Genomic DNA, 22,283 nt, shown 5'->3' on the forward strand with positions numbered 1-22,283 from the left:
CAAACAACTTCGATTTTTCAGCTGTGTTTCCGTACTGCTGCTTCCATGAACGGATGCTGCTCACTGGCACATCGATCTCCTTAGATACTTCGGTGACGGTTTTGCCTGTCTCCATCATGTGCCTTACCGTTTCGCGTTTAAATGCTTCATCAAAATGTTGACGCTGCTCTCCCATGATTCACCTCAACCTCTCTATTGTTAGGTTTATTGTATCAGGTCGCTGTTACAGCGTGTCCACTTTTTAGTCTACATCCAGAAACTGCGCTGCAGGACGAGAAACTCGGCTTAGAGCGTGTGCGTTGGGTGGAATTGGTGCTGTATGCCGAGAAAGTCGGGTTAGAGCATGTGCACTGGGTGGATATTGTGCTGTATGCCGAGAAAGTCGGGTTAGAGCGTGTGCACTGGGTGGATATTGTGCTGTATGCCCAGAAAGTCGAGTTAGAACGTGTACGCTGGGTGCAAATTGTGCCGTATGCCGAGAATCTCGGCTTACAGCTACCCCGCAGCTGCCAAATCATAGCTGATGCCACATAGCTGCCTCGAAGCTCACTATATGATTTTGCAGCCCCCACTTTAGACTAGAGTTCAAACAAGAAAAAAGCCTTCGAACCCACTCTAGCGGTGGTTTAGAAGGCATTCTTCATTCAAAGTTAGGGATCGGCTTCCCGTTACTACTATTTAGGAGATTGCCCCCTCATTACGGAAACACTTTCTTATACCGTTTGCTTTTGCCGATTCAACGCTCTGCGCAGCTTTCCCCGAAAACCTAGTTTCACTATCGAAACAGCTTGCTCAGCGGTTTCCGTATTTACTTGCTGCACTTCTTGCAGACAGTCACTTGCTTGCCTTCTGAGTTGGTCACAGAATATAGCAATTTTATTCTAGTCGATAGACATATCGGACAAGTACCTCTGCCTCTGGAAGGTGTGTTCCATAACCCTTTACCGCGTTTCGTTTTAGCCATATGTGCCCCTTTCAAGTATGAGTCGTATAATTGATGCTACAAACCTTCCACTGGAATTTTCCATAGGCATCCAATTTCATTATTCATGCCAGCCAGCTAAGCCTTCAGAAAGTTTATTCAAGTATTAGTATAGACAATCGCAGAATATGAAACCTTGCAATCTTTGCACAGAAATATCATGTTTGCCTTCATCTTCAACAAAAAGTGGATACCCGTCCCGCGAAACGGATATCCACATATGATGCGTAAAAGTTTGTCATTGAATTTGGCCGCATCAAATGTTACATTAATTTGGAATAATCGGCACAAATGTTCGCATTTAATCCATGTTATTAGAATACCGCGAAATTAACAAAGGAGGGCATCGCCATAAACAAGAATACTACACATCAAACAAATAGTATTGGCGCCGGAGAAGATGGTTCTGCCGTCTCGGTCGACTTGAACAAAAACTCGGTTCATCAAACAAACAGCCTATATTGGGATACACAAGGAAATGACTTCTTAAAGGCAATCGTGCTTCCCTATTATGGAGCATTTATCTCGGAAGAAAAATGCCGGCTTTTTGGCGACGTCTCAGGGAAACGAATGCTGGAGATAGGCTGCGGAAACGGTCAATCCTTGCAATATCACGGGGAACGCGGCGCATCTGAGCTATGGGGTGTGGATCTATCAGAAAATCAAATCGCAAAGGCAAGGCAGCATTTGGAGGCATGCGGTCTATCCGCTGCATTCATTAATTCTCCAATGGAAGAAGAATGCGGCCTTCCCGAGAATTATTTTGACTTCGTGTACTCCATTTATGCGATTGGCTGGACCACCGATCTTGAAGGCACATTCCGCCGGATTGCTTCTTACCTTAAAAGAGACGGAGTATTTATTTTCAGCTGGTCTCATCCTATTCACAAATGTGTTACGACAGAAAACAATATGCTCACCTTCAAAAAAAGTTATTTCGACGATTCGTGGTATTCGGTCCCCCTTGATGAAGGCACGCTTACGCTATCGGATCGCAAACTATCCACTTACGTGAATGCGTTGGCAAAAGCGGGCTTTGTCATAGAACAGATGATTGAAGAATCAGATGAAGAAATCATGCAATTGCGGGACGATAAAAGCGATCTTGCCCAAAAAGCAAAGATGCTTCCTGTCACTTTTGTAATGAAAGCAAGAAAACGATAGTCAGAGCTCCCTGCCCTTGCCTCTATTCCTCAGAATCAGATTCAGATTCCTTCGATTGATTGTGCCGCGGCTTTCTGAACCAGGTAAAGAACGACAGCACGACTGCAGCCGCGGCAAAAAACATCGGTTGTGCCCAAGGATATTTCAGCATAATTTCGGATTTCCAAAACCCAATAATGCTTGTCATCCGATCACCTCCCCGCTTGTCCTCCGATTAAGCTGCTTTTCTTCGAAGCCAGGATACCGCCATCAATACCATCGGAATAAAAATCATCAGGGATAAATAGATAGGACTATAGGGGACGATCTTCTCCACCACAGTAATATGTGCAATCACATTCGGCGCCATGGTCAAGCCGAGCACAAATGCAATAACGCAGACAGGAATAATAAAACTGCGGATGCTCTGCGCATAAGTTAGCTTTTGAATACTGCGGACCGCAGCGTACAGATAAATAAAAGTCTTCAAGAACGCCATAAAGCAAAAGTACAGAACGCCCGTCGCATCGAGCTGTGTAATGAAATCCGCAACGTTAATGGCTTGGATCAACGCATACATCGGATAGGTCGCCCGTTTAAAAATCTCTTCCCCAAATACCGATATCGCCATGGCATCCGTGAATGCGATAAAGCTGCCTGCCAGAAGAGTTGACAGAACCATCGTTCGCCCCACCCGCCCCTTGGGTCTGACTGAAGTCCAGACCATCGCCAGGGCAAGGGACTCCCCATAAGATTGAATGACGCCCAGCGGCCATACCACTTTCCATACCCGGTTCCACCCTTTGTCCAGCAATGGGAACAAGTTATCGAGATCGACTACGCCTGAACTAATAATCAGCACCACTTCAGCGATATAAATGATTCCCAGAAGCGGCAGTATGATTTCGGCCAGTCTCCCCATCACCTTCAAGCCGAGGAAAAGAGAGTACCCAATGACAATCATAAAGATCGTGAGGATAGACCATGGGGGCGTTCCCGGCAGGATCGTCGAAGGCACTAAGTTGTTGATGTCCGCGACAATTCTCCCTGCTATGTACAAAAACAATAACGGATGGAGCCAAGCGATAGGCGTGCCCAGCCACTTGCCGAATTGCTTCGGGTAGCATTCAATATAGGTTAGGCCCGGATTTAACTGAGTTACACTGACATATACCATGATGATGGCAAGCCCCAGCATAGTTGAAATCAACACAGCCAGCCAGGAATCTCTTCCTGCCCCGGAAGCGAAACCAAAAATGATGGTTGTCCCGATTTGATAAATAATGGAGACCGCCAGCAATTGGTGCCTAGAAATAGTGTCCATACCGTAATATTCCTATTCCTTATACGACATTAATGGTTCTACTTTTCCAATTCCTCTTCTTCCACTAGAGATTCATTCACACGTCCTGTTCCGATGAACTTGAAAGTGGCTTTCGTTTTCACATCAATCTTTGGGAATTCTTCTTCCCATAAGGTTGCATATTTCTTGTTCCAGTCGCTCTTATGCTGCCGGTGCAGGATATTTCCAAAACCAATAACATCTGATTTGTATTGTGTTTGCAGTTTTTTCACCGTCATGTTTACGCGGTTTTCAATCTCTTTTTCAAGCGCATGTTGAAGGAAGTTCAGGTTGTTCATTTCTTTTATGCTAAGTTTAGTTGAGTTTTCAAATAATTCACCGGTCATTTTAATCGCTACTTCAAATTGAATGTTCTCTCCAGTAATTTTTGATTTGTACTTGGTTTTCGCGCTTATCAGCTGAACACTTACCCTGCCCGGCTGTCGATCCTTTCCTGGTATAGCCACAGTCAGAACAGAACTTTTCATCCTGTTTCTTAGCCATAATAAACATTCGGCTTCGGAGCGGTTCATCCACCCGAGCAATTTGTCCTTGCGATAAATTCCAACACCGACAAGTCCGAGCCCCATCTCTTCTTCCTTTGCTGGCTTTCCGTTCGGATCACTCAAAGGTATAACCTGCATCTGCGAACTTGTTGGCTCGATTCCCTTCTCAAACAAACGGTATATAAAATCCCGAATACTGGCGCTATCCAGCAGTCTTGCTTTCTCTTCCTCCCGCATCTCCTCCCCGGTAAAAATTTCAAAGTTAGCAGGAACTTTCAATAGTTCCGCAGCCTCTCCCCTGGTCGTAAGCAAATAGCTGTTCCCCCGAGCCTCCCGATGCCTGGAGAAAAAATCTATAGCGGGTGCCAGCCCTTCTCTGGCCAGCTTTTCACCGACAATAATGACCCGATTATGCGAGAAAATAATAAGACGAGGGATCTTTTTCTGAATTACGTTAAGCGCCTCCATGATCGTATCCCCTTTTGCAGAGAGAGTTAGGGTGACATTTTCACTGGAGCTGCCGTTTTCACTAATTCCTTTTGTCATTTTCATTTTTAAAATTTGCACACTTAATTTATACTTTCCGTCCTGGGCAAGATCTATGGCTGACGCTGTGACGATGGCAACATCGTTTAATTCTATCCTGCTCCAGCAGCCGGTCTGCGTCATAAGGATTAGCAGCGTGAGCAACAAAAGGATCGGTTTTCTCATCGCGACCTCGTTAGATCCATTTATTTGTAAGACTATCCCCTTGATTTGGATGACTTCGACATCTTCAGCCAGTTGGCCCGGTAAAGGACATCCTTGAGTTCACCAGCACGCAAAGGAGACAGCGGCGACATATAGGGAACACCGAAGGACTGAAGATGGAGCATATGAAGCAGCAGCATCAGCATCAGCATTAAGATGCCGTAGAGACCAAAGGTGGCAGCTGCGATCATCATCGGAAAACGAAGCAGCCGGAAGGCAAGTCCCAATTGAAAGCTTGGGAACAAAAAGGAAGCGATACCGGTCATCGACACGATGATCAATAGCGGCGAGGATACGATTCCGGCTGCTACGGCGGCCTGCCCGATTACCAAGGCTCCCACAATGCTTACCCCTTGTCCTACCGGACGCGGCAGACGGACACCGGCTTCCCGCAATCCCTCAAAAGCAACTTCCATCAGCATAGCCTCAACAAATGCGGGGAATGGGACCGTTTCCCGGGAAGAAGCGATACTAATAAGAAGCATCGTGGGTATCATCTCGTGATGATAGGTTGTTAGCGCAATGTATAGGGACGGCAGGAGCAAAGATGAAACAACGGCTATAAATCGCAATATACGAATGGCGGAAGCCACAAAATACCGTTGATAATAATCTTCAGGCGTTTGAAGGAGCTGAAAAAAAGTACCCGGGACGACGATCACGAACGGCGTGTTGTCCACGATGATCGCAACCTTGCCTTCCAGCAGATTCCCGACTACTTTGTCCGGACGTTCAGTCACCATCACTTGGGGAAACGGCGACACGGAATTATCCTCAATGAGTTCCTCCACATATCCGCTTTCCAAAATGGCATCAATCTTAATTCGGCCGACTCTTTCCTTTACTTCTGCAATTAAGCTTTCTTCGGCAATGCCCTCCAGATAGGCAATCGCAATGTCGGTGACGGATAACTTCCCTGCCGTGAACATTTCCAGCTTTAGCTGTGTTGTTTTTAATCTTCTGCGAATCAGACTGATATTTGTGCTTATGTTCTCTTGAAAGCCGTCTCTCGGGCCTCGGATTACAGACTCTGTAGCCGGCTCTTCAATGGATCTTGTATCCAGCTCTTTCACGTTCAACAATAAGATAGATGTGAAGCCGTCCAGGAGCACTGCAAGCTCACCCGCTAATATCTTATCCACGGATGCTTGGAAATCGTCGCTCCAGCTCGTTTGTGATGTGAAGCCGAGCTTAGAATGGATGGCCGCTTTAATATCTTCAGTTAGCGCCTCTGATTGCTCTATCAGGCTTGATTCGATGGCATTCCTCAACAAGTCCATATTCACGGCATTGATATTACCCAGACCGCTCAAAAAAATAAACGTGCCTAGCAGCGCTTCATTGAGCTCAAACGGCCGGTACTGGATATCTCCGCATTTGTCAAAAACAGCCTGGAATTGCTTCAGATTCGTATCCAAATCTGCAGAAAGCTTATCGTTGCCCGCAGTGCTGTCTCCTTGCCCGTTGGGTGCCAATTCAAAATCATCCTTTTTTTGCCTAGCTGATTTTTATTAATATGAGCCATCTGTTTTGTGAATATACGAAAACAAGCGATATCACGGTGTGACATCGCTTGTTTTCTATTGCTAATCAACCACTAATCGGCAAGTCAGATTTCCTTAGCTTTCGTTGCTGTTGTCCATACAAACCAGCCAGCGCAGCGGCAATCGCCATAAAGATGGAGCTGGATGCGACGCCGAATTGCAAGCCGTACTGTTCGACCACAATTCCCCCAACGAAGGGACCGATAATTTGTCCAGAAGCAAAGAATGCAGTAGCTATGCTAAGACATGCGGCATAGGTATGGTGAGGGACATGGCGGCGAAGGAGCGCTGTCGTCATCAGGGGCGGGGTAATAAAGGAAACCAGCCCGATGATAGCCGCTCCGAGCACCGTAAATAACGTATTGTCGGTTATAACCCCACTCACGCCGATCGTCCCCAAAGTTAACCCCGACGCAAGAGTATACCCGCTCGGCCACCGGTCAATGGCTTTGCCTCCAATCCATCCGTTGAACAAACCCGCAAATCCGATTCCGGACCATATTAACCCGGCATAGAGGGACGGAATGCCTTTGCCCACCAGATAGGGAATCAAGTATGTAAAATAGATGATGTATCCCCAGCCGAAGAAAAAATAAGAAGCGATTAAGAATAAGAGCTTATTCGGACTCAGCAAGAGGCGATACGCATCTGCGCTTTCTTTGCCACTAGGCTTCGACTCGTTCTCTATGGTTATTTTTTCGGTTCCCCTTTTTCTGGTGGCAAACTCAAAACCGGAAGCGGCAATGACCCCGAACACGCCCATCGCCACCCAAGCATACCGCCACCCCTGCAAGTGTGAAGGATCTATGGTGAAGGGGGCGAATAATCCTGTTACCAGAATGCCGGCAGAACCGCCCATCCATATAAGGCCCGATGCTGCACCGCGTTCCTCCGGCCGAACGGCATCCATGGCAATAGACAAGACTAACACTGTAGCGAAGGCAGATAACAATCCAATTGCGAACCGCCAGAGTCCAAGCCCCGTGAAATGACCGCTAAATGCCGAGCCGATCAACGTTAGCCCAAGCAATAAGCACGTGATCCGATTAATGACAGGTTTACGATTTGGAAAACGCGAGATCAAAGGAGAAAGACATACGGTCCCGACCAAGTAGCCGATAAAATTGACAGTGCCCAGAATACCAAGCTGTCCGTAGCTTCCCCCGATTTCCCTCTGTATTCCAGGCAAAAACATGCCATATGAGAGCCGTGAAAAACCAAGTATGACGACAAACAATAACGATGCCCAAAGCGTAATCCAATTCAATGCGGATCTCGTGCCCATATCGCCCATCTGCTCCCTTTGTTGAACCTGAGTCTTTCATTGCGATTGTTGATAGCTGCCGTCTGCTTAGCCGCTGACTTCTTCCAATACGATCTGCGCCTCAAAGCCCAGTTGTTCGCAAAGCTTATGAATACGGCGCATATCCAATGTGCTGACTACCCACTCGCAGCCCATGACTGCTGCCTCGTGTGCTGCCCATTGCAGCATATAGACCAAAGCATCCGCATGGGGTTCCTTCGTAGCGAAGTCCTCCAGCACCAGCGTGCCGCCTCGGACCGAAGCATGCACGTATGCCCAGTGCTGCTCGGCAAAGCTGCGGGCGACCAAATACGTTTCGCCTCCCAGCTGTACCTGACTAGAGAGCTCCTGCAGCCATTTTCGATAAGCGCCATATCCTGTCGGAGCTTTCGGGCTTCCCCATTCAAGTGAATCCGCGGCTAACTTCTGCAATTCTTCCTCACCGGCTACTCGCTTCCACTGTTCAAGATGGATTGAGCGTTGATGAGCCGGTTTGAAGCGGACTTGCCAGCGGCGTTCGCCTGCCCTGATCCCGACAGCATGAAGCAGCTCGGATACGGTAACCATGTCCAGACCTTTTGTGTGAGCATGCTGTACAAGCGACTTAACGGCCTGAGGCGTTTCTTTGGCGATTTCATTAGCATGAAACACCATGATCGATCCTTTGACCAGCTTAGGCATCCCCCGTTCCACGAGCTGCGCGCTTGGCGGTCCCGACCAGTCGACGGTATCCTCCCCCTCGATGAGCAGATAGTTCCACTCCCGAAGCCATTCCAAATTCTCTTCCCGATAAGAGGCGTAAGGAAAACGGATTAAGGCCGGAGCCGGCCTGCCCGTTGCTTCCTGATACGCGAGCTCTGCCAGCTTCAGCTCTTCGAAGAATACGGCCTTGGGCACATCCGCCATTCTGCGGTGATGGTAGGTATGCATGGTCAGCTCATGTCCCCTGGCTAACATCTCTCTTGCTTTAGCCGGATGCCGGTCAAACCATTCGCCCGTTAAAAAGAATGTGCCGCGCGCGCCTCCCTGTTCCAAAGCATCCAGCCATGCGTCTATAGGAATCCGCATCGGTCCGTCATCGAACGTAAAGGCACAATGAGAGCTAGCTGGATTGCCGTGAGTAATGACCAAATTTGTCATCGTGAATCCCTCCTCCTTCGGTATCTTTTCATCAGAATACCGTTGACCCTATTGTAAAATTCGATTATAGTTTTGTAAAATTGAATAATATGAATGATTGATTCGAATTTCTCAAACAAAGGTGATGAACAATGGATCTTCGAGCATTAAAGACCTTTGAGGCTTGCGTGCGGCATGGACATTTTCTGAAAGCCGCCGAGGAACTGCAGTATGCACCCTCTACTGTAACCCTTCAGATTCAGCGTCTGGAAGCGGATCTGGGCGTTTCATTATTCGTGCGCGACGGAAAACGCGTGATCGTGACCGAAGCCGGTCGATGGCTCTATCACGAGGCTGCTGCTTTATTGAAGTCGGTCGGGGCCATCAGACAGACCGTCTCGGATATTGCTGAGGGAGATAACGGCTCGGTGCGTTTTGCCGCCATCGAACCCATCGCAAGCCAGAAGCTGGCGGCAATTATAGCACGCTATTGCAAAGTTCGACCGAAAGTGGAGTTAACCATGGAAGTAGGCGGCAGCAGATCCATCGCGGAGAGGGTTCGTGCCGGCGAACTGGATTTCGGCATCTGCTCGTCTCCGCCTTCGAAGCTTATGCTGGAATTCGAGCCGCTGATCGAGGAAACATTAGGAGTCATGTTGAATTGGAATCACCCCTTAGCCGAACGAGAAAGCATCAAGGCGAGCGATTTTGCGGGGCAAACCGTTTTGGTGAAGGAACCAACTTGCGTCTATCGGGAGCTTTGGGAATCGGCGATTGATGGGACTGGACACAACCCGTTTTCTTGTATGGAGGTTGGAAGCTTTTTTGTCATTCAACAAATGGTGAAGGCAGAGCTTGGCATCGGGATTGTTCCGATTTACAGCGGTCTCGAACAGGAAGGTTCTTTGGTCATAAGGCCTCTAGCCGATTTGAACCCTGCCGTCACGATAGGAATCGCCTATCAAGATAAAAACTATCTGGGCAAGGCAGCATTGTTGTTAATGGAGGAAATCAGAAGCATCAGCTGTGAACCCCATTCTTCGATGCCAAGTGCATGATTAAGTTATTTTCGATCCGCAACAAAAAACTCAATGGCATGGCTTCCCTTCCGCAGCTCCATTGAGTTTATTCGTTCTGCTTCTCTTCCATTGTTTGATATTCAGATGCTCATTCGCTTTTCTATATCTTGATATCTTATGTTGTTAAGACCTAAGTACCCGTCAAGCCGTTCTTTGACGGCCGGCCATTCGCTAGCCAATATGCTGTACACCACGACGTCATGAACCGTTCCGTCAGGTTTGATTCTTGCTTGTCGCAAGACTCCTTCTTTTAGAGCTCCAAGCCGTTCGACGGCACGCTGCGATCTGATGTTGTAATGGCTAATCGAGAATTGGACGCGAAGCGTATGCAAGTGTTCAAAGCAGTAGTCGAGCAGCAGCCGCTTGCATTCGGTATTGACAGAGGTCCGCCATACGCGGGGCGTCAGCCAAGAATAGCCGATCTCCGCATGGCGATGTCCCCCGCTGATTGACGCGATTCTCGTCGTGCCTACGATAAGACCCGTGCTTCTCTCGATAACGGCAAATGGAAGCTGAGAGTCCCCCAACCGCTCCAGCAAAGCCTCGTCGACCAACGCCTGTGCTTGTTCCAGCGTTGTGATCTTCCGCCATGTAAACTCCCAAATTGCATCATCGTTCAGCACAGCAGCCAGCTCTTCCTTATGCTCCGGCTCCAGCAATACGAGATCGATCGTGTGCCCCTTCAGCTTCATGCCGACATCCATTAGGCTCATATTCATAGGATTGCGCCGCCTGTTCTTTATGTTTTATGTTCTACTACTATCATACCGGATAACGAGCGGATAAAGATTGAATGTTATGTAAAGGTCGCTGGAAATTCCGGGCATATGCAAAAGCCCCCGCCCAGTCAATCTTGACCAGGCAGGGGCTAATATCTGATTCAAATTCCGGTTACTTGTTCATCGAATTCACTGCCGACCGCTTGTCCGCCAGCATGCTGCCCGCTCCGATGAGCAGAGCCAGACCAACCAGAATGGCTCCAACCCACGGAAGCGATCCCAGTGACATATGGGTAATGACCCATCCGCCGACGAATGCTCCCACCGCATTGCCGAGGTTCCCCGCCGAGTGGCTGGAAGTGGAGGCTAATGCCGGGGCGTCCTTGGCAATGCCCATAATGCGCACCTGCAGACCCGGCATAACGGCGAAAGAGCCCGCGCCCCACAGGAAGATCGTCACAATTGCGGCAATCTCGTTATGGATGGTAAAGGTTAACGCCGTTAAAGCAAGAACGACGATCGCATAAGTACCCAAAAGCGAAGGCATCAGCTTCCAGTCCGCTAATTTGCCGCCGACGATATTGCCAATGGTCACGCCAACGCCGAACAGTACCAGTATCCAAGTGACGCTATGCTCAGCGAATCCCGTAATATCGACGAGCAGCGGCGTAATGTAAGTAAAGACGGCGAATAGCCCTGCGTTGCCCAGCGCACAGATGAGCAAGAATACCATCAGCTTCGGATTGATCAAAGACGCTACCTGCTGAAGAATGCCGGTTGCCTTCGGTTGCTGCAAACGCGGAATTAGTAGAATGATGCCGATCAAAGCGATGACCCCCATTAGAGCAATAGCTCCAAAGGACGCTCGCCATCCCATATTTTGGCCGATGTAAGTGCCGAGCGGCACGCCCAAAATATTCGAAATGGTCAGGCCGGCCATCATAACGGACACGGCGCCTGCTTTCTTGTCAGGCCGAACCAAACCTGCCGCTATAACCGCCCCTACGCCAAAAAAGGTACCGTGAGTGAGCGCGGTAAGCACTCTAGCGCCCATTAGAACGGCATAGTTCGGTGCGATAACGGCTAACCCGTTCCCTACGATGAAAAGCAGCATAAGAACGATTAGCAGCTTTTTCTGCGGAATCCGGTGAGTCAGCAAAGTAAGAATGGGGGCGCCAACCGCTACTCCTAGCGCATACATCGTGATCAGCTGGCCTGCTGCGGGTATGCTTACACCAAGGTCGCTGGCTACGTTAGGCAAAATCCCCATAATAACAAATTCAGTCATTCCGATGGCGAAAGCGCCGACGGTAAGCGAGATCAATGAGATCGGAAAACTGCCTTTCGCCTCTCTCGAGAGGCTGTTGTCTTGTTGCTTTAGTTCCATGATGCTGTTATTCCACCCCTTCAATCTGATCCATCCATTCATGAACCGGCGATTCTTGCATTTCGGTCCATAATGAGCATTCTACTAGAAGTTATACGAGTTGTCTGTACTCTATAAAAATAAAATGTCTTTTAACAGCCGGTTTTTCAATGAGTTCATTTCCCTGGATAGTTAGCCAGATTTATATATTTGCACTCCTATTTAAGTTCGCTTTCATAAGAGCAGCGATCTTGCGCTCGTCATTATTCTGAATTTGCTCCAGTTAATTAACCACTAATTTCTTCCATTCGACGTCCATTTATGTTGCATTTGCAACATAACAAAAAAAACCGCGATTATCGCGGCTTCTTGTGCATGTCTATGACTTACCCTGAGTATTACCTAAGTCGCGCTCATTTGACGCGAACGAATTTGCTCCCTAGCTTCATCGCTTATTAAAGCAGGTGTCCATTTTGGTTCAAACACTAGCTTTACTTCAGCTTGCTCTACCCCTTCGACCGATTCTGCCGCTTGTTTAACATTGGCAACGATTTGATCAACCAAAGGACATTCGGGAATGGTAAGGGTCATCTCAATCACAACTTCTCCGTTGCCTTTGTCTTCAATTCCGTATACAAGTCCGAGATCAACGATATTGATGCCGATCTCAGGATCGACAACCTCTCCAAGCGCCGTCATTATCTGTTCCTCACTCATGGGCGGCATCATTCCTTTCGCTGTTGGTTTGGAGTTATTGCTACTTCTTGTAGTATCTCCAACAATGTCATTAGCTACACAGTATCATACTCCTCAATAGCGATAACTTCCCTTGCTGCTTCAATGAAAGCTAATATAATCGGTGAAAGCCACTTGTCTTTATGCCATAACATCTGGGTATACACATGCAGGTCCGGAATTTCCCAAGGCAGCGCAATAAGCTGGCCCCGTTCAATCTCGGCCTTCACCGTTACTTCGGGGAGAAAGGCAATACCGATCCCCGCTATTGCACATTGTTTAATGGCTTCTGCATTTTGAAACTCCAAATACGTAATGCTGTCAATGCCCTCTTTCTCAAATCCCCTGTCAAACATGGTTCTGTAGGTACATCCCTTCTCATTCGTCAAAAATACTTGTCCGTGAAAATCCTCCAGCTTGAGCATGGTCTTTTCCACAAGCGGATGGTCTGGAGCAGCGAAAAAGCGGAACGTTTCTTCCACCATCGGTTCAACCGTTAACCCGCTAGAACGAATAGTCTCGTCCAACATAAAGACGACATCCGCGGTTCCTTCAAAAAGGGTCTGCCTGAGCTCCTGATTGGGAACTGAACGGAAGATGAGACGCACACCCGGATGGCGTGATCGAAATAAGCGAAAGACATTCGGCAGCCGATAAGCGCACAGAACCTCATTGGCGCTTATCGTTAAAGTGCCGCTTAGATTCTCATTGTCATGAACGACGCTGCGGGCTTCGTCCAACTTGTCCAGAACGCCTTGGATTTGAGTTAAAAATCGTTGGCCTGCAGTTGTAAGAACGAGCTGCTTGCCCAACCGGTCAAAGAGTCGAACGCCAAGCTCGTCCTCCAACGCTTTTATTTGCATCGTAACGTTAGAAGGAACGTAATTCAGCACTTCCGCGGCCCGACTGAAATTTAAGGTGAAAGCAACCGTACGGAACGTATTCAGTTGGCGCAATTCCATCTCATAACCCCTTTAACTTTCAATATTATTGAATGCTGCTTTGAATTCTGTTCACTTTTATTGAGAGTATCATGAATCTATACTAACAACAAGAAATCATTTATGGTTTCATTTTGAAAGGAGCGACAACACGATGGACTACGAGATTTTTGATTTGGGTGACGTAACCTTGCAATCAGGAGTGACGTTGCCGAGCGCTTTTCTTGCTTATAAGACGTATGGAAAGCTGAATAAACAAAGGGATAACGTTATTATTTATCCTACCGCATTTGGCGACCAGCATACTCAGAATGAATGGTTGATCGGAATAGGCAAAGCATTGGATCCTGAGAAATACTTTATTGTCGTCCCCAATCTGATGGGCAATGGGTTATCTTCGTCGCCCAGCAACACGCCTCCCCCATTCGACCGGACTAATTTCCCGCATGTAACCATCTATGACAACGTTATATTTCAGCACCGGCTGGTCACAGAGAAATTCGGCATTCAAAAGATCGCTCTCGCAGTAGGTTGGTCTATGGGAGGCATTCAATCCTTCCAATGGGGAGCAAGCTATCCGGATATGGTAGAGAGAATCGCGCCTTTCGCCGGAGTTGCGAAGACATGGCCGCAAACGTATGTGGTTCTGGAAGGAGTGAAAGCTCCGCTCATGGCTGCAGCCCGATACGACTCCGATAATCTAAACGGGCTGACTGCTTCAGATATGCGTGCCGTTGGGCGAGTTTATGCCGGATGGGGTCTGTCGCAAGCTTTTTACAGAAATGAACTTTATCGAGAATTGGGGTTTGAGACATTAGAGGATTTTATAGTCGGCGTCTGGGAGGAAACCTTCATGAGGCTGGATCCGCATAATGTGCTGGCTATGTTATGGACAGGCCAATTCTCAGACATTAGCGCTAACCCCATTTATAACGGAGACTTTGATGCGGCGCTACGAAGCATTAAAGCAATTGCCTGTATCATGCCAGGAAGCACGGATCTATTCTGCACGGCAGACGATAATGAATACGAGGCCAAGCGTATACCTAACGCTGTTTTTAACCCGATTAAGTCTGTCTGGGGACATCTAGCCGGGCGCGGAATCAACAGTGCCGATAATCAATTTATTGATGATAATCTTAAGCGCTTGTTGGCGCTTAATCCAAAAAGTTAGGAATTGATGCTTACGCTAAGCGCCGACTAAGCCCGCATGAAAAAGCACCTCTCACAAGCATAAGCTTGCAAGAGGTGCTTCTATTATTCGCAAGGCCGCGTTACAACGGATCAATACAAGGTTTGGACCGCTTGAGGCGTGAATGGAATAAGCTCTTCGTGCTTACCGTCTCTAATCTTGCTGACCCAAGCCGGATCTGCAAGCAGCGCGCGGCCGATCGCAACCAGATCGAACTCCTGATTCTCCAGCTTCGGAATCAGGCCATCCAAGCTGGCATTGCCTGAACCGCTTCCTGTAGTGAAGAATGTCGACACGTCTCCATCCAAGCCGATGGAACCCACTGTAATGGTGGGTTTGCCTGTCAATTGCTTCACCCAGCCCGCGAAATTCAGCTCAGAGCCTTCGAATTCCGGCTCCCAGAAGCGGCGGGTCGAGCAATGGAAAATATCTACGCCAGCGTTCACCAATGGCTCGAGGAATTGCTTCAGCTCCTCCGCATTCGCAACAAGCTTCGCCGAATAGTCAGTGCCTTTCCATTGCGAGATGCGCAGGATGATCGTGAAGTCGGGACCAACGGCTTCACGGCAAGCTTTCACCACTTCTGCAGCAAAGGTCGTACGTCCGATGAAATCGCCGCCATAGCGGTCCGTCCGCTGGTTTGTCTTCTCCCAGAAGAATTGATCAATTAAGTAGCCATGTGCTCCGTGCAGCTCGATGCCGTCAAATCCTAGACGTTGCGCTTCTGCAGCTGCTTTGGCGAATTCTTGTACGATTTGAGCAATTTCTTCCACGGAGTACTCATTCACATGGCCGCGAGCGCCCATATGCCAGATCTGAGGGACAATCTTGCCTCCCGCTTCATGAACTTCGGATACGACTTTAGCCCAGCCGTTCAAGGCTTCTTCGCCGTAAATGTGCGGGACATCCTTCTGGTTGCTGGAATCGGCATGGTTAATGACCGTGCCCTCCGTTACGATTAGTCCAACACCGTTCTCTGCCCGGCGGCGGTAATATGCCGCAACATCTGCTCCAGGAACGCCGTTAGGCGATTTTTGACGCGTCATCGGCGCCATTACAGTCCGGTTAGACAAGGATAGGTTGCCGAGCGAAAAAGGACGAAACAGGGATTGTGCAGTTTTTGTATTTGTCATAGTTACCCTCCACTACATCTTTTTAAAAGCATGCGCATGCATCTAAATTACAGAAAGAAAAGAGATCTGTCAAGTTGATCTCATTTTAAAAGCTTTTGAATAAGTCCCTCCAGCTCAGCCAGTGCCCCATCGCCTTGAAGCTCAACATCCAGCACTTCACTAACCGTAGCGAGGGCTTGTTGAACCTTTTGTTCCCCTAACTCCGTAATCCGGGTGTAGATGCCCCGCCGATCGCTCGAGCATGAACGGCGTTCCAGCGCTCCGACAATGGAGGCTTCCATGCGATCTACAAGACGTGATGTCGCGCTTTGACTCAACCCCACCTTCTCTTGAATCTGCTGCAAACGCAGTTCTTTGCATGGCGAGTCGGACACAAATTTAAGGACGTAAAATTCCTTCAAGGATATATCATATTGCCCCTGCAGCGCTTGCTCCAGCTTATCGTTTATGCAGGAATGGATTTGAGATACGGACAGCCATAAATCCAGACGTTCGGTATTGTTATGCAAGATTCGACCACCCCGTCATTAATTGATACCGTTCTTATTGTAGCAAGCTTGCCATGAATGGTCAAAACTCTTTGCAATCTTCAATCCCGTCTATTTTTAAAATTTTTGCGATTTAACGAGCCTGAAGAAGAAAAAATGCGAGCCGCCAAGAGCGAAGCGGAAAAAAGCGCTTTTTCAGACGAATGTTACTCGATTTCACGCTAAGCTACTTTCCATGTTTGTTTACAGTCCATTCTGTGAGGAGTAAGATTGATCCATGTAAGCTCATGAATAAATGAATCCTTGATCGCTTAATTCTGCATGCAGAAACGGGGGAACCATCGGAGTGGCTTGCCACTCCAGGGGTGAATCGCTTGATTGTCTCAATCGGCGTAAGGTTACTTTCAGACCTGAATCCGTCAGCTAACCTCGTAAGCGTCTCGAAAGAGGAACTCATCGCGCTTTTTTTCAAAAAGCCGCGGGAAGGTCCCCACTTTCCTGCGGCTTTTTTTGCCGTACGAAGCAGAGATTAAGGTTGATCATTATTGGGATTGGGCTGCAATCATCATAATATGGAGTGGATAACGTCATGGCAGCTTTTAAACGATTCTTGATTGGCAGACCTTTGAAAACCGCCGAGCTAGGCGAGCAAAAATTAAACAAGAAAAAAGCGCTTGCGATTTTATCATCAGACGCTCTTTCATCCGTCGCGTACGGACCGGAGCAAATCTTATTGGTTCTGATTACCGTCAGCGCAGCGGCATTCTGGTACTCCATTCCGATCGGAATCGGCGTTCTTGTACTGCTGACCGCCCTGATCCTGTCGTACCGCCAGATTATATTCGCTTACCCGCATGGCGGCGGGGCTTATATCGTCTCGAAAAACAATCTTGGCGTATATCCGGGTCTAGTGGCGGGGGGATCGCTGCTTGTCGATTATATTCTGACGGTTGCGGTCAGCGTATCGGCTGGTACAGATGCCATTACTTCCGCCTTCCCTTCACTCCATGAATACAATGTTCCCATTGCTGTCGTGTTTGTTCTTCTGCTTACTTTATTGAATTTAAGGGGCGTCACCGAATCTGCCTCGGTTCTGGCTTATCCGGTGTATCTGTTCGTCTTTTCGCTATTAATCCTGATCGGAGCCGGCCTGTACCATATCATGATCGGCGGTGTCGCTCCCGAATGGCATACGCCAATCGGCACGCCCATCGCCGGAATCAGCTTATTCTTGCTGCTTAAGGCATTCGCATCCGGAAGCTCCGCGCTGACTGGCGTCGAGGCGATCTCGAATGCGATTCCGAACTTCAAGAACCCTGCCCCAAGCAACGCAGCCAAAACATTGTCTGCGATGGGCCTTATACTCGCTCTATTGTTTTCGGGCATTGTCGTGCTCGCATACTTGTACGGCATCAAGCCGCTTGAAGAAGCAACCGTCGTGTCACAAATCGCCGAAGAAACGTTCGGACGGAACTTCATGTACTTTTTCATCCAGGGCACGACCGCTCTCATCTTGATTCTTGCCGCCAATACGGGATATTCCGCCTTCCCGCTTCTAGCCGTTAACCTGGCGAAGGATAAATTCATCCCGAGAATGTTCACAGTCCGCGGCGACCGGCTTGGCTATTCGAACGGCATCTTAATTCTGGGATTGCTGTCTATCCTGCTCATTATCGCTTTTCAAGGGAAAACCGAGCAGCTCATCCCGCTTTATGCCGTAGGGGTATTCATCCCCTTCACGTTGTCCCAATCGGGTATGATGCTGAAGTGGATCCGCGAGAAACCGGCCGGCTGGATCACTAAGCTCACCATCAACACTGCGGGAGCCGTCATCAGCTTTACGGTTACGATGATGTTCTTCATCACCAAATTCGCTCAGGTATGGCCGGTGCTAGTGTTTCTGCCGCTAATCGTTTTTCTCTTCCACCGCATCAAAAAGCACTACGTTGCGGTCGGCGACCAGCTGCGCCTTGCCACTTGCGAACCGGCCGTGCCGATCGAAGGCAATGTCATTATCGTGCCGGTATCCGGCATTACTCATGTGGTGGAGCAGTCGCTCAATTATGCGCAATCGCTCGGAGCCGAGCAGATCATCGCGGTCTACATTCCGTTCGACCGTGAAGAGGAAGCTAAGTTTGAGGAGAAATGGAAGCAGTGGAAGCCGGATATTCGCCTGGTCACGCTTCATTCCCCTTACCGGAGCATTATTCAGCCGCTCAGCAAATTTATCGACATGGTGAAGCGCAAGGCAGATGAGTCCAACTACCAGGTGACGGTCGTTATTCCGCAGTTCATTCCGAAGAAGGGATGGCATAACCTGCTTCATAACCAAAGCAGCTTTATGATCCGGACGCATCTGCTCCATCACAAAGACATTGTCATTACGACCGTGCCATACCATTTGAAGAAATAGAACGAAAAAAGCTTGGATTCCTAATTCGGAGCTCCAAGCTTTTATTTTATAAAGAATGCTGCTCTAGTCGCCTTTGCATGTATTGCGACGCTTCACATCGAGAAGCTCGTCAACACCGTATTCTTCAAACTTATCCAGCAGCGGATCGCTGCCTTGCTTTAGCTTCAAGTCTAATTCCTCCGAATAGAGAGGCACAATGGCGTAGAAGTTGATCTCCCGTCCGTCTCCCATATCCAGCGTCAGAAAATCCTCATGCACTTGAAGAGGAGGCAGCAGTATGATGCCGCACATATCCGTCTGCTCCGATAGCGGTTCTGCCGGATCTCCATTCGGCATCGTATGCTCCCAGCCTAGCCAGGTATCGTATTCATGCGGAAAACGGGCTAGCATCTTAAGCCAACGAATCGGCCAATAGTTGTCCGAGTTTTCTAAGTCCCCTTGCTCAATAGGCCAATCCGGCGGTAAGCAGATCATTAATTCCGCATATTTGAATCCCTCTGCTCCCTCCGGCGTATTCATGGGCAGAAAGCTCATCCCTGTTGTAAACAATGTATAAAAATTGCGCTCAGGAGTTGGTTTAATGACATGGACATCAATATGAACGATATCAGACAGTATCTCATGGAATACAGAATCGGCTTCCCCGATATACTTTTGCACATGCTCCTCGATTCGAGTAACCCATTCCTCTTCCCCGTACTCCGCCGGCTGCCAGTCCCGCTGCCTATCGCTGTAGCGATAGACCGGACTTCCCGAATCCGAATATTCCGTTGATTTCGACATGCTCGTATCCCCTCTGCTTCCCTTATTTCGTGCCCAGAAAATCAGTATATTGAAGCTGCAGGAGATAGTCAATATATGGTTATTACAACCGCTGATCCTTTCCCCGCCTCGCTCAACACTTGAATTTCTCCGCCGTGGGCTTCGACGATGTCCCGGGCGATCGCCATGCCAAGGCCTGATCCTTTATGCGCCGCTCCCGTATTGGTCCCTCGGTAGTAGCGGTCAAAGATGCGCTCCAGCTCCTCCGCACGAATGCCTTTGCCATTATCGCAGATCACGATCCGCGTCTGCTCTCCGCTTTCCAGGCTGACCGTAACGTGAACCTGTTCATCATTATGGACAACGGCATTATAAAGTAAATTGTAAATGACTCTTCGGAACAATATTTCGTCTAGGTCCTGCATGACGTCCTCCGGACCAGCTTCGAACTCGATATGCCGATCCGCATATCTTTGATCATTAAGCACGTCAATCACTACATTCCGTAGCAGAGCTGTCAGGTTCACCCGTTTCCTGTCGAGCGCAAAATCCAAGTTTCTGAGCCGTGTCGACAAATTCAAGTCCTCAATCACTTCATGGATATACATCGACTTCTTTTCAATAATAGCGGCGTATTCGCGGACTTCTACCCATGTAAAGCTATAGTCCGGGTCCTTCAGCATTTCGGCGTATCCTTTGATTGAAGATAGAGGCGTCTTCAAATCATGTGAAATATTGCCGATCCACTCTTCTTTCATCCGATCAAGCTTTTTCCGCTCGCGATCCGTTTCCATCAGACGGAAGGACAGCAGATTCATATTTTGAAAAACGCCGCGATAGATACCGCGCTCCTCAAGCTTCGGATAAGCTTCTTGATTCGCAAGGCTGCGAATGCCGCCGATCAGCGTCTGCAGCGGCTGGGTAAGCTTCTTGCTGAACAGGTATCCGACGACAAGCGCAATCACAATATCTAGAGCAAATACAATGAGCCCGGCGCGCAGCAGCATCAAAAAACTGCGGTGATCAACCGAAATCACATGCCGTTCCAGATACGGATTTTCAATGCCGACCAAATAGCTGAGCCTGCGATCGTCAATGCTTGACTCCCCAACATAAACGGTTGTATCCTTATTCACTTCCTGGTACTTGTACATCTGTACAATTTCAACCGGCGTATAACGCTTCGGGAGCTGAGCGGGCTGCCGGTACTGGTACAGCACCTGACCGCTTTCGTCCAAAATTTGAATCCAGGCGTTGTGCTCCTCCAATTGCCGCTTGCCATCATCTGTGATTCCCGCAAACATACCTGATAATTGCACATACTGCTGCAGCTCGCGGGTAAAAGTCTCCGGCGAAGCTGCCTCACCGGGTAAAAAAGGCAGCTGATTGACCGCTCTCACCACAATATAACCAATCGTCAGCAGTCCGTTAAGCACAATAACCAAACTGACAATAAGGACGATTGAAGCCAAATATCTCCCCGTCAGCTTCCATTTCATAGGCTATTCATCCTTTACAACCAGCTTGTACCCCAGCCCCTTAACCGTGACCAGATAATCCGGAGCAGATGGCTGCTCCTCGATTTTTTCCCGCAAGCGGCGAATATGTACCATAACGGTATTGTCCATTCCCATAAACTCTTCACCCCACACGGTGTCGTAAAGCTGCTCTTTACTCATCACCTTGTTGGGATACTGCAGGAAACGCTTCATCAGACCAAGCTCCTTCGGCTTGAGGTCGATAGCTCTTCCGTTTTTGAGAAGCTCCGCCCGGTCCTCATCCAGCTGGAATGGCCCTGCGCGCAGCACATGCCCGGCAGCAGCCGTCTCCCCCTTGCCAAACGACGCTCTGCGCAGCTGCGCCTTGACCCGATAGGCCACTTCCTTCGGACTGAACGGCTTCGAGATATAATCGTCGCCTCCGATTGCGAAGCCCAAAATTTTGTCAATCTCTTCTGTTTTGGCTGACAGAAATAATATCGGTATGTTCGAGACGGCTCGCATCTCCTTGCAAACCTCGTACCCTTCCCCGTCCGGCAGCATAATATCGAGCAGCACAAGATCGGGGGCGTGCAGATGGAATTGTCTCAGACCTTCCTGAGCCGTTCCAGCCGTCACGATCTGCTCGATTCCTTCCTTTTGCAGCACTGTTGCGAGCAGTCTAACCAGGTCCTCCTCATCATCGATAATCAGAACCTTCCTTTTATGCGTCATCTTGCAGAACCTCCAGCCCTTTCTTTCTTTATTATAAGTTCATCGACTCGAATCCAAACTTCCTTAACCCCTTGATCATAACCACTAATCATTAATGGCATTAAAAAGAAGCCTTTCTGCCGTGTAATCGGTATAAAGGCTTCTTTTATAGCTCGCAAGCCGCTTGGTTATCCGAACATTTTTTGCGCAGCCTCGGGTATATCATCAAAACTCACTTCCTGATAGGAGGTGACGCCTTTCCCTTCCTTGACGAACAGCTTGAGATAAGCGCCCTGCCTCAGTTGCTTTGCTGCGGTAAATGGCAACTTGGCTGATGCTCCATCCCCTTTGTAAGCCGGAAGATCATATTCGTACCGGATATAGTCATCCGGCATATTGTCATTCACTTTGGCTCCAGCACCCTCAATCTTCGTGTAATAAGCATCTGCTCCCAGTCGATTGAAATTTAAGGTTTGCAGAGTAATCAGTCCCAGCAATGCACATCCCCCAACAATCGCGATCAATATCCATGCTATATTTGAGCTTCTCATCCTGCTCCACATCTCCTCTTATG

General features: G+C 48.6%; 22 protein-coding genes and 1 riboswitch. Of the genes, 5 read left to right on the top strand and 17 right to left on the bottom strand.

The window, feature by feature from the left end; translation table 11 throughout:
• On the bottom strand, positions 1-175 hold a 175-nt coding region (locus D3P09_RS28430; RefSeq protein WP_165867258.1), incomplete at its 3' end, for a transposase.
• 128 nt (positions 176-303) lie between these two features.
• Here D3P09_RS28430 and D3P09_RS00010 point away from each other — a divergent pair.
• Entirely contained in the window at positions 304-534 is a 231-nt protein-coding gene (locus D3P09_RS00010) for a hypothetical protein (RefSeq protein ID WP_120105903.1), read from the top strand.
• An 871-nt stretch (positions 535-1,405) separates the two neighbouring features.
• Positions 1,406-2,146 (top strand): class I SAM-dependent methyltransferase, encoded by a 741-nt coding sequence (locus D3P09_RS00015; RefSeq protein WP_424452024.1) that lies wholly within the window; start codon positions 1,406-1,408, stop codon positions 2,144-2,146.
• Positions 2,147-2,168: 22 nt separating this feature from the next.
• On the opposite strand, the gene D3P09_RS27470 is transcribed toward D3P09_RS00015, so the two are convergent.
• From D3P09_RS27470 to D3P09_RS00040, 6 genes are all read right to left on the bottom strand, one after another.
• The gene (locus D3P09_RS27470) at positions 2,169-2,333 is read right to left on the bottom strand and encodes a hypothetical protein (RefSeq protein WP_165867259.1); all 165 of its coding nucleotides are present in this window, start codon (positions 2,331-2,333) and stop codon (positions 2,169-2,171) included.
• Between the two features lie 27 nt (positions 2,334-2,360).
• Positions 2,361-3,449: a GerAB/ArcD/ProY family transporter gene (locus D3P09_RS00020; protein ID WP_120105909.1), complete on the bottom strand. Its 1,089-nt coding sequence runs from the start codon at positions 3,447-3,449 to the stop codon at positions 2,361-2,363.
• A 38-nt stretch (positions 3,450-3,487) separates the two neighbouring features.
• Positions 3,488-4,684 (bottom strand): Ger(x)C family spore germination protein, encoded by a 1,197-nt coding sequence (locus D3P09_RS00025; RefSeq protein WP_120105912.1) that lies wholly within the window; start codon positions 4,682-4,684, stop codon positions 3,488-3,490.
• Positions 4,685-4,716: 32 nt separating this feature from the next.
• Positions 4,717-6,198, bottom strand: coding sequence for a spore germination protein (locus D3P09_RS00030; protein WP_120105915.1), 1,482 nt, complete (start codon positions 6,196-6,198; stop codon positions 4,717-4,719).
• Between the two features lie 115 nt (positions 6,199-6,313).
• Positions 6,314-7,552 (bottom strand): YbfB/YjiJ family MFS transporter, encoded by a 1,239-nt coding sequence (locus D3P09_RS00035; RefSeq protein ID WP_120105918.1) that lies wholly within the window; start codon positions 7,550-7,552, stop codon positions 6,314-6,316.
• A 66-nt stretch (positions 7,553-7,618) separates the two neighbouring features.
• A complete protein-coding gene (locus D3P09_RS00040; protein WP_120105921.1) occupies positions 7,619-8,710 on the bottom strand; it encodes a polysaccharide deacetylase family protein in 1,092 nt (363 codons plus the stop codon).
• Positions 8,711-8,841: 131 nt separating this feature from the next.
• Between D3P09_RS00040 and D3P09_RS00045 the strand changes: the two genes are divergently transcribed.
• Positions 8,842-9,747, top strand: coding sequence for a LysR family transcriptional regulator (locus D3P09_RS00045; protein ID WP_120105924.1), 906 nt, complete (start codon positions 8,842-8,844; stop codon positions 9,745-9,747).
• Positions 9,748-9,848: 101 nt separating this feature from the next.
• On the opposite strand, the gene D3P09_RS00050 is transcribed toward D3P09_RS00045, so the two are convergent.
• The 4 genes from D3P09_RS00050 to D3P09_RS00065 all read right to left on the bottom strand — a co-directional run bounded on the left by D3P09_RS00050 (position 9,849) and on the right by D3P09_RS00065 (position 13,550).
• Positions 9,849-10,487, bottom strand: a complete 639-nt coding sequence (locus D3P09_RS00050; RefSeq protein ID WP_243643849.1) for a GNAT family N-acetyltransferase — start codon at positions 10,485-10,487, stop codon at positions 9,849-9,851.
• 172 nt (positions 10,488-10,659) lie between these two features.
• Positions 10,660-11,874 carry an MFS transporter gene (locus tag D3P09_RS00055; RefSeq protein WP_120108402.1) on the bottom strand — a complete coding sequence of 405 codons (1,215 nt, stop codon included), beginning with the start codon at positions 11,872-11,874 and terminating at the stop codon, positions 10,660-10,662.
• A gap of 381 nt (positions 11,875-12,255) precedes the next feature.
• Positions 12,256-12,570, bottom strand: coding sequence for a metal-sulfur cluster assembly factor (locus tag D3P09_RS00060; RefSeq protein WP_207892429.1), 315 nt, complete (start codon positions 12,568-12,570; stop codon positions 12,256-12,258).
• 74 nt (positions 12,571-12,644) lie between these two features.
• Positions 12,645-13,550: a LysR family transcriptional regulator gene (locus D3P09_RS00065; RefSeq protein ID WP_120105927.1), complete on the bottom strand. Its 906-nt coding sequence runs from the start codon at positions 13,548-13,550 to the stop codon at positions 12,645-12,647.
• Positions 13,551-13,683: 133 nt separating this feature from the next.
• Between D3P09_RS00065 and D3P09_RS00070 the strand changes: the two genes are divergently transcribed.
• The gene (locus D3P09_RS00070; protein ID WP_120105930.1) at positions 13,684-14,703 is read left to right on the top strand and encodes an alpha/beta fold hydrolase; all 1,020 of its coding nucleotides are present in this window, start codon (positions 13,684-13,686) and stop codon (positions 14,701-14,703) included.
• A 110-nt stretch (positions 14,704-14,813) separates the two neighbouring features.
• On the opposite strand, the gene D3P09_RS00075 is transcribed toward D3P09_RS00070, so the two are convergent.
• Both D3P09_RS00075 and D3P09_RS00080 read right to left on the bottom strand, forming a co-directional pair.
• Positions 14,814-15,854, bottom strand: coding sequence for an NADH:flavin oxidoreductase (locus tag D3P09_RS00075; protein ID WP_120105933.1), 1,041 nt, complete (start codon positions 15,852-15,854; stop codon positions 14,814-14,816).
• Between the two features lie 80 nt (positions 15,855-15,934).
• Complete coding sequence (locus D3P09_RS00080) at positions 15,935-16,363, bottom strand: MarR family winged helix-turn-helix transcriptional regulator (RefSeq protein WP_120105936.1); 429 nt, start codon at positions 16,361-16,363, stop codon at positions 15,935-15,937.
• A 277-nt stretch (positions 16,364-16,640) separates the two neighbouring features.
• Positions 16,641-16,796: riboswitch (cyclic di-AMP (ydaO/yuaA leader) on the top strand.
• Between the two features lie 135 nt (positions 16,797-16,931).
• Here D3P09_RS00080 and D3P09_RS00085 point away from each other — a divergent pair.
• A complete protein-coding gene (locus D3P09_RS00085; protein ID WP_120105939.1) occupies positions 16,932-18,755 on the top strand; it encodes an APC family permease in 1,824 nt (607 codons plus the stop codon).
• A gap of 63 nt (positions 18,756-18,818) precedes the next feature.
• Here the strand turns inward: D3P09_RS00085 and D3P09_RS00090 are convergent, their stop codons facing one another.
• The 4 genes from D3P09_RS00090 to D3P09_RS00105 form a co-directional block, all read right to left on the bottom strand.
• Positions 18,819-19,538 carry a suppressor of fused domain protein gene (locus tag D3P09_RS00090; protein WP_120105942.1) on the bottom strand — a complete coding sequence of 240 codons (720 nt, stop codon included), beginning with the start codon at positions 19,536-19,538 and terminating at the stop codon, positions 18,819-18,821.
• A gap of 68 nt (positions 19,539-19,606) precedes the next feature.
• A complete protein-coding gene (locus tag D3P09_RS00095) occupies positions 19,607-21,016 on the bottom strand; it encodes a sensor histidine kinase (RefSeq protein WP_120105944.1) in 1,410 nt (469 codons plus the stop codon).
• 3 nt (positions 21,017-21,019) lie between these two features.
• A complete protein-coding gene (locus tag D3P09_RS00100; RefSeq protein WP_120105947.1) occupies positions 21,020-21,730 on the bottom strand; it encodes a response regulator transcription factor in 711 nt (236 codons plus the stop codon).
• Positions 21,731-21,897: 167 nt separating this feature from the next.
• Complete coding sequence (locus D3P09_RS00105; RefSeq protein WP_120105950.1) at positions 21,898-22,260, bottom strand: YxeA family protein; 363 nt, start codon at positions 22,258-22,260, stop codon at positions 21,898-21,900.
• Positions 22,261-22,283: the final 23 nt, after the last annotated feature.

It is taken from the genome of Paenibacillus pinisoli (genome assembly GCF_003605435.1).
Lineage (GTDB): Bacteria > Bacillota > Bacilli > Paenibacillales > Paenibacillaceae > Pristimantibacillus > Pristimantibacillus pinisoli.